Annotated in this window: 8 protein-coding genes; 2 read left to right on the top strand and 6 right to left on the bottom strand. The window is 59.6% G+C overall.

Going from position 1 to position 7715, the window contains the following annotated elements; translation table 11 throughout:
* The 6 genes from ACKJSM_RS28485 to ACKJSM_RS28510 all read right to left on the bottom strand — a co-directional run.
* Window positions 1-1307, bottom strand: a 1307-nt coding sequence (locus ACKJSM_RS28485) for a DUF6531 domain-containing protein (protein WP_410239518.1), incomplete at its 3' end; no start/stop codon positions are given.
* A 225-nt stretch (window positions 1308-1532) separates the two neighbouring features.
* Complete coding sequence (locus ACKJSM_RS28490) at window positions 1533-1955, bottom strand: sel1 repeat family protein (RefSeq protein ID WP_410239519.1); 423 nt, start codon at window positions 1953-1955, stop codon at window positions 1533-1535.
* Window positions 1956-2327 carry a hypothetical protein gene (locus ACKJSM_RS28495; RefSeq protein WP_003223109.1) on the bottom strand — a complete coding sequence of 124 codons (372 nt, stop codon included), beginning with the start codon at window positions 2325-2327 and terminating at the stop codon, window positions 1956-1958.
* A complete protein-coding gene (locus ACKJSM_RS28500) occupies window positions 2324-2665 on the bottom strand; it encodes a multiprotein-bridging factor 1 family protein (protein WP_410239520.1) in 342 nt (113 codons plus the stop codon). The genes ACKJSM_RS28495 and ACKJSM_RS28500 overlap by 4 nt, the downstream gene beginning before the upstream one ends.
* Before the next feature lie 114 nt (window positions 2666-2779).
* Entirely contained in the window at window positions 2780-3235 is a 456-nt protein-coding gene (locus tag ACKJSM_RS28505; protein WP_007950434.1) for a YkvA family protein, read from the bottom strand.
* Window positions 3236-3532: 297 nt separating this feature from the next.
* Window positions 3533-4255, bottom strand: a complete 723-nt coding sequence (locus ACKJSM_RS28510; protein WP_410239521.1) for an FKBP-type peptidyl-prolyl cis-trans isomerase — start codon at window positions 4253-4255, stop codon at window positions 3533-3535.
* A gap of 270 nt (window positions 4256-4525) precedes the next feature.
* On the opposite strand from ACKJSM_RS28510, the gene ACKJSM_RS28515 reads away from it, so the two are divergent.
* Both ACKJSM_RS28515 and ACKJSM_RS28520 read left to right on the top strand, forming a co-directional pair.
* Window positions 4526-6334, top strand: a complete 1809-nt coding sequence (locus tag ACKJSM_RS28515) for a di-heme-cytochrome C peroxidase (RefSeq protein WP_410239522.1) — start codon at window positions 4526-4528, stop codon at window positions 6332-6334.
* Window positions 6335-6360: 26 nt separating this feature from the next.
* Window positions 6361-7497: a catalase family protein gene (locus tag ACKJSM_RS28520; RefSeq protein WP_410239523.1), complete on the top strand. Its 1137-nt coding sequence runs from the start codon at window positions 6361-6363 to the stop codon at window positions 7495-7497.
* The last annotated feature ends 218 nt before the right edge of the window (window positions 7498-7715 follow it).

A 7715-nucleotide genomic window follows, 5' to 3' on the forward strand; every position in this document is an offset into this window, starting at 1 on the left:
GCGGCACTGCTGCGGTACAACCGAGTGAACTCGAACGGCAGCAGCCCGTCGAGCACGCCGTCAGTCAGGGTCAGCAGCTCTTCGCCGGTGACCATCGACACCGGACAGCCGTTGGTGCAGGTCCTCGGCGCACAATCGGCGCTGTCACCATTGGGGTTCTTCGCCTGATCCGGCGTGTCGTCGTGGTGCTCGTCTTTTTTCAGGGAGGCATTACGCCGGGCATCCCAGCGCAATTGCATGCGGCCCCTTTTCACCCCAGCGGCGATACCCCGAGCGGCGACGGATTTGTACTGGTTCACATAACCAATGAAAGTACTGACGATGCCGAACATCGCCTTTACCAGGCGCGTCACCGCTGACAGCAACTGAGCGCCACGATCCGCCAGACGCAAGGTCAGGTACGCAATCCCGGCCCCGGCGCCAACAAAGGTCAACACAACGCCGATCAACACATCGATCAGCAGTTGCACCACCACCATCGATACCGCCTCGGCGGTTTTCCCGGCAATTTCATTGGGTGGCAGCATCTCCAGCCAGAGGCTGGCAGTTCGCAGCAACAAACACAGCGCTGCTTCGTCACTGACCAGTAACTGAAGCTTCTCCATCATTTCAGGCGCGGTTTCTGCCAGCACGATCAGCTCTGCGGCGCCACTGCCCAACCGCTCGGCAAACTTTCCGGGATTCTTGAGAATCTCCGACAGCAACCCGATGCTGTCCCACACTCCCTCGATCGCCGCCCAGCTCCCGGCCAGCATGCCGTTCCCCGCTGCTATGGCCACCGACTGCGACCACTGCGGCTTGAAACCCTGCCATTCGCTGCGCAGCCAGTCATCCAGCTGCCGAGTCAGGGCGTCGTAGGACTTGAACAGCGCATCAACCTGCTTCTCGCTGGCCTCGCCGTGCACCACCACCCGATAGAACTTCCCCGCCTCTCCGGTGAACACCCCTTTGCCCTGAGCATCAAGGGTGACGGACTTGACTGCGCCGCCCTCCACCGCCACCACATCGACAACGATGTCGCCCAATGGAATGTCGTATGCCGACTCGAACTTGCTCTCGATCTCCATCGACCCGCTTTCCGGGCATTGCACGACCGCAGAAGAGAAACGCTTGTCGTCAATCGCGACCGCCGTACTGTGCTCGCCGAAACGGATGATCCGCTCCATCCCCATCAGCGAAGGCAGGTCGACCTCATGACTGACGCGGTCTGCCGAGCGACCGAGCCAGTGCTTGAGCTGTTCGCGATAGAGATCGAGGGTGCGGGGAAAGCTGTCGAGTTCTTGCTCGATGCGGGTGACGGCATCCATCAGCGCATTCCCATGCGCATGGCGAAACGAAAAACCGGGTCGAACATGTGCGTTCCCTCGCGCAGAAATCAGGCGAGGGACTTTGCGGGGGATCAAACAGAAAAGAAGTCAGGCGAGTAGGCGGAGGATGTAGGAGAAGTCTGCATCTGCTCTTTATCGAGCAGCAGACGCAAAAACGGGGCGGGAGGTTTCCCTCACGCCCCGTTCACGGAACAGATGATTTGCTCATTGAGATGAGTCTCGGCCGGCCAGCTCTTTCAACTTGAGCTCCTTCAACTTGAGCTCGGCCAACGGATGCCCGGCCTGCGCGGCCAGGGTCCACCAGCGAGCGGCTTCCGAAGGATCTGGCGCGTTACTGGGCGTACCGGCCAGACTGATGACACCGACCTGATAGGCCGCTTTGCAATCACCGGCCAAGGCCGCCAGTCGCAACAACCGCACACCTTCTTCACGCGCCCCCAGACCAACCCCGCGAAACGTCAGGATGTGCCCGTAAAAACTTTGCGCGCCGACATCGCCCAGGTTGGCCATGCGCGCAAACTGCCCTTCGAGCCAGCGCCAGCCACGGGGCTGACGAACAAACCACGACCAGTGAAACAGCCTACGGGCCAGCCAGTAACTTGCCCGCGCCTTGAGTCGTAAAAACACTCAGGCCTCCGCCGATTCCGGGTACTCGTACTCGAAGACCCGCACCACTTCCGAGGCATGCCAGGAGGCGGCGGCAACACCGTCGGACGGCCCGGAAAAACGCCCCAGACGCTCGACACATTCAAAGAAACCGGTGCGTGGCAGGCGACTGGCCCCCTGGCTGATCACCAGCGAACTGCGCAACGGTTGTTCAGCTTTCGCGTCCAGTGCGGCGAGATGCTCCAGTGCCGCGGTCAATGTCTGCATGGCCGGCGTGGGCAGTTGCAGGCGTTCAAGCAACGCTCGATAAGTCAAAAGATGGCGCTGCCTGCGCGCCTGGTCCAGCTCCCCCAGCAATCCGTCCCAATGTTGACGACTGATGCGTACGCTCACGATTGTTCCCTCCACCCTGGCACCGTCAACTCCCAGGCCAGGCTGCGGCGAATCGCGGCGTCGGGCAGACGCTCGCCACTTTCAATCATGGCCAGGTAAGACGGGCTGATGCCTACCGTGCGGGCCAGCGCCTCGATGGCGATGCCCTTCCCTTCGCGCAAACTGCGTAACTGATCCAGACCTGGAAGAATCGGGTCCGGGATTGCCGCAAGCGGCGCTGGAGCCGGTTGCGACGGTGCTTCGTTGATGCCTGCTGCTTTCAGTAGAGCCTGATACTGAGCCCATGGCAGAACCGCATATTCGGGTTCGCCATCGCGTGCAATTATCTGAATATCCATGACTACCCCGTAGGACAACAACACTTAGCGAGTCGGCACTTTTCCCTAGAAGTGTAATCCTAACAGCGGCCAAGGTCGTGGGGGGTATCTATCTGTATAAGAGGCTGTCGCGATTCAGGACTTTTTCGGCCCCTGGAGCTGAAGTTGCTCGGGGGTATCGGGCAGACGCTCGACCACTCTGAGCTTTTCCGGCGCCTGGCGCTGACGCCACAGGCGGAAAGCATTCAGTTCATCGTCCAGGGTTTTCATCAGCCAGGCGAGGACGGCGATGTCATCGAGCATGCCGAACATGGGAATGAAATCCGGGATCGCATCCACCGGACTGAGGAAGTACATCAGACCCGCCACCACCGAAACGATTGCCTTGGCGCTGATCGCGCGATATTCGCCGCGCCAGTACGCCAGGCACAGTGCCTGCAACAGACGCAAATCGTCCTTCAGCTTGCCGAGCCGATTGCCCTGGGCGGCGCCTTTGCTGGCCACGGCGAACAACAAGGTCGGCAAGCGGCCTCGAGCCAGCAGTCGTCCGGCCAAAGGCAGGAATCGGGCGAAATTCCAGGGCGCTTTCATTTATTTCTCCCGTTGAAATGTTATCCACACAAATTGTGGATAACCTTGTGAACAGAGCTTCATTTAAGCGCTGAGAGCCCCGTTTCATAAGGGCTGCGCTCAGATCGGGCGTTTTTTACTCACATAAAAAATCCCAATATTTCATTGACTTGGCGGCTCCGGACGTCTAGTGAGGGCAACCTTAACATCTAGGACTGTCATGACCGGCATCGGTTCGGTCTGTTTACGCTGAGCATCGTCCAGATGCAACAACGCCCCGCATAAGCGAGGCGTTGTTGTTGAAACCGGTGCCGATGCTTATTGCTTGGCGGCAGCGGCGTCTTCTTTGGCTGGATCCTTGATACCCAGCAGTTCCAGATCGAAAACCAGAACCGAGTTGGCCGGGATTGCCGGGCTTGGCGATTGTGCGCCGTAAGCCAGGTCGCTAGGGATGTACAGCTCGTACTTCTCGCCAACGTGCATCAGTTGCAGACCTTCGACCCAACCCGGGATCACACCGCTGACCGGCAGATCGATCGGGCTGCCACGCTCGACGGAGCTGTCGAATACAGTGCCGTTGGTCAGCTTGCCGGTGTAGTGAACGGTCACGACATCGGTAGGCTTAGGCTGTGGGCCGTCGGCTTTCTTGACCACTTTGTACTGCAGACCGGAAGCGGTGGTGGTCACGCCGGCTTTCTTGCCGTTCTCTTCGAGGAATTTTTTGCCGGCGGCTGCCGACTCTTCGCTCATCTTGGCCATACGCTCTTCGGCACGCTTTTGCAGCGCGGCGAAAGCTTCGACCAGTTCTTCATCTTTCAGCTTCTGTTCTTTCTTGCCGACGGCATCTTCGATGCCCTGGGCTACCGCTTTGGAGTCCAGGTCATCCATGCCTTCCTGAGCAAGGCTCTTGCCCATGTTCAGGCCGATACCGTAGGAAGCTTTTTGCGCCGGGGTTTTAAGCTCCACGCTGGTCTGCGAATCACAACCCGCGAGTACCAGGCTAACCAGGGCAACCGCCGCCGCCAACCGATGCTGTTTCATGCTATTTCCTTGTTCATGCGCCGAAAGGGCAATCGAGTAAAGCCGCGAGCTTATCAGGCCGCCACGACCAATGGCTACCGGCATGAGAGCAGGAATCTTCCGATAAGTTCAGGGATTAAAAAGCATTTGACGCAAGGCACGATGAAGCTTCTGTCATCTTTCACCGACAGTGATTGAAGCCGCTTCCCACAACACTTGGCGTAATGGCCACTTGCCGCACACGGCCTGGCTCAGGCATAACAGCGCAACAACTCGACAAGGATGTTCATCTTGCGCCTCTTATACCGTGTGTTGACGCTGATCGTGGTGCTGCTGGGACTGGGTCTGGCAGTGGTTCTTTACTATGTCGCCAATCCGAAGTTGCCCTTCCCGACGCCCGCAAAACAGGTGCATTACCTGGATCAGTGGACTGAGCAAGAGCGCCAGACCTACTACTTCACCCCACAGGGAACGCAGGTCAAAGGCTTGCGTTACGAATGGTTTGAGGCGCTGGAGCTGCCGTTCTCGCAGCAACGCTTTGCCTCCCCGGAATACCTCGCGCGCTTCGGTTTTCTGATCGATCCGCAGCAAAAAGCCACGCCGGACAATCCAGGGAATCTGCCGGTGGGTTTCGCCCGGCACCAGAATCCCGGCAGCACCGAGCAATATCTCGACATCACTTGTGCGGCCTGCCACACCGGAGAACTGCACTTCAATGGCCAAGCGATACGCATCGACGGCGGCTCGGCCCAGCATGTGTTGCCTTCCAGCGTTCCTACGTTGCGCGGTGGCAGTTTCGGACAGGCATTGGTCGCCAGTCTTACCTCGACCTACTACAACCCGTGGAAATTCGAACGTTTCGCCCGCCATGTGCTGGGCAACGACTACGACGCGCGCCACGAACAATTGCGCAAAGATTTCAAAGGCTCACTGAACACCTTCATCAAAGTGGCCTGGAACGACACCCACCGCGGCCTCTACCCCACCGAAGAAGGCCCCGGCCGCACCGATGCCTTCGGGCGCATTGCCAACGCGACCTTCGGCGACGCGATCTCCCCGAGCAACTATCGCGTGGCCAACGCCCCGGTGGATTACCCGCAGCTATGGGACATGTGGACCTTCGACTGGGTGCAATGGAACGGCTCGGCGCAACAACCGATGGCGCGCAATATCGGCGAGGCGCTGGGGGTCGGCGCCACGCTGAATTTCTTCGACGCCAACGGTCAGCCACTGCAGGGCGATGAGCGCTATGCCTCCAGCGTACGTGTGCGTGATCTGCACAAGATCGAAGAAACCCTGCAAAAACTGCGACCGCCGGCCTGGCCTGAAGAGGTGCTCGGCGTCGTCGACAAACCCTTGGCGGCCAAGGGCCGAGCCCTGTTCGCCGAGAACTGCGCCGGGTGCCATGTTCCGCGCCAGACCCAGGAAGGCGAACGCTGGGTGCAACACCTGCACATGCTCCCGGTAGACGTCATCGGCACCGACCCGAATGCTGCCAACAACATCGCCAATCACCGTTTCGACCTGACCGCCCTGCAATGGAACCCGGCGGAACTTGAACGGATGGACGTGAAGTTGCATCCCAAACCCAAGGAGCCGTTGGACCTCAGCCAGCTGTCAGTGGCCAAGGGACTGGCTTACGTTACCGCCTTCGTGGAAAACCGTGCGTACCGTGAAGCAGGCGTCACTGCTGCCGAGAAACCACAACTCGACGGCTTCGGCCTGCCAATCGGCGTTCGCGAAAAAGTCGCGTACAAGGCGCGTCCGCTTGCCGGCGTATGGGCCACGGCCCCGTTCCTGCACAACGGCTCGGTGCCGAGCCTCTATCAGTTGCTGTCGCCTCAGGACGAGCGCGCCACCACCTTCTATAAAGGCACCTTTGAATACGATCCGCGCCATCTGGGTTATCGCACCGAAGCCTTCGCCAACGGTTTTCTGTTCGATACCCGCACGACCGGCAACCACAACATCGGTCACGAATTTCGCGCCGGCGAGCGCGGCAACGGCGTCATTGGCCGACTGCTGCTGCCTGAAGAACGCTGGGCACTGCTCGAATACCTGAAAGTGCTGGGCGGCCCACTGGAGGCGCAACTGCCATGATCTTCAACTCCTTCAAAAGACCTTCGATGCTGGCGCGCTTCTGGCTCTGGCTGGGACGGTTACTGGGCAAAACCCTGCTGATCCTGCTGGTGATCGGCCTGATCGGCTGGGCCTTGAACGCCGCCTGGTTCGCCTGGCAGCACCGTGGTCCGGTATCGGCACTGGAGCAGATTCCGGACGGCGAGGCCGCCATGACCCAGGACGTGATTCAGACCGCCGTGCGCATCGTCGATCAGCATCGCGAAAGTACCCGCTACCTGCGCGATGCCCATGCCAAGGCCCATGGCTGCGTGAAAGCCGATGTGCAGGTGTTACCGGATCTGGCTCAGGCGTTGCGCCAGGGCGTCTTCAGCGAACCAGGCAAGCTCTGGAAAGCGACGATGCGCCTGTCCAACGGCAACGCCTATCCGCAATTCGACAGCATCCGCGATGCCCGGGGCATGGCGCTCAAACTGCTCGATGTGCCGGGCAAGCAGTTGCTGGGTGACCGTCAGGGTCTCAATGAGCAGGACTTTGTGATGTTCAGTCACCCGAACTTCTTTGTCAGTGATGTCGCCGAGTACCGTCAGAATGTGGCGGCGCAGGCTGACGGCAAAAAGGTCATGGCGTTTTTTCCGGGGTGGGATCCGCGCCAGTGGCAAATTCGGCACCTGTTCATTGCGCTGGCAACCCTTTCGCTACCACCCGAGAGCCCGACACGTACGACTTACTTTTCGGTATCGCCCTACAAGTTCGGCGAGGCCAATGCCAAGTTCCGGGTGATGCCGGATCCGGAGCGCTGCCCCGCCTATACCTTGCCGAAACAGAACCAGGATCTGCCGAACTTCCTGCGCAGCGCGTTGAATCAACAGCTGTCGACCGACCGGATACCGGCGTGTTTCGTGTTGCAGGTCCAGCGCCAGGACGCAAACAAGTACATGCCAATCGAAGACACCAGCATCGAATGGCGCGAGCAGGACAGTCCGTTTGAAACCGTGGCGCGAATCACACTGCCCCCGCAGGACTTCGATACCCCGGCGCTGAACCTGCAATGCGACAACCTGTCGTTCAATCCCTGGTTTGGCATCGAAGCCCACCGCCCGATTGGCGGGATCAACCGGCTGCGTAAAGCGGTGTATGAAGCGGTCAGCGACTACCGCCACAGTCGCAACTCGGCGCAATAGTGGCGCCAGAAACGAAAAAAGCGACCGTCATTGGTCGCTTTCTCATGTTCAGGCTCGGCAAAAGCCTAATCCCGGACAGCAAAAAGCCCGCACAAGGCGGGCTTTCTGTGGTGATCTGGCGTTCAGTATTCCAGATTGCCGAATATGGCGCAGCGGACGGGACTCGAACCCGCGACCCCCGGCGTGACAGGCCGGTATTCTAACCGACTGAACTACCG

Source organism: Pseudomonas sp. PHC1, from assembly GCF_046487845.1.
Lineage (GTDB): Bacteria > Pseudomonadota > Gammaproteobacteria > Pseudomonadales > Pseudomonadaceae > Aquipseudomonas > Aquipseudomonas sputi.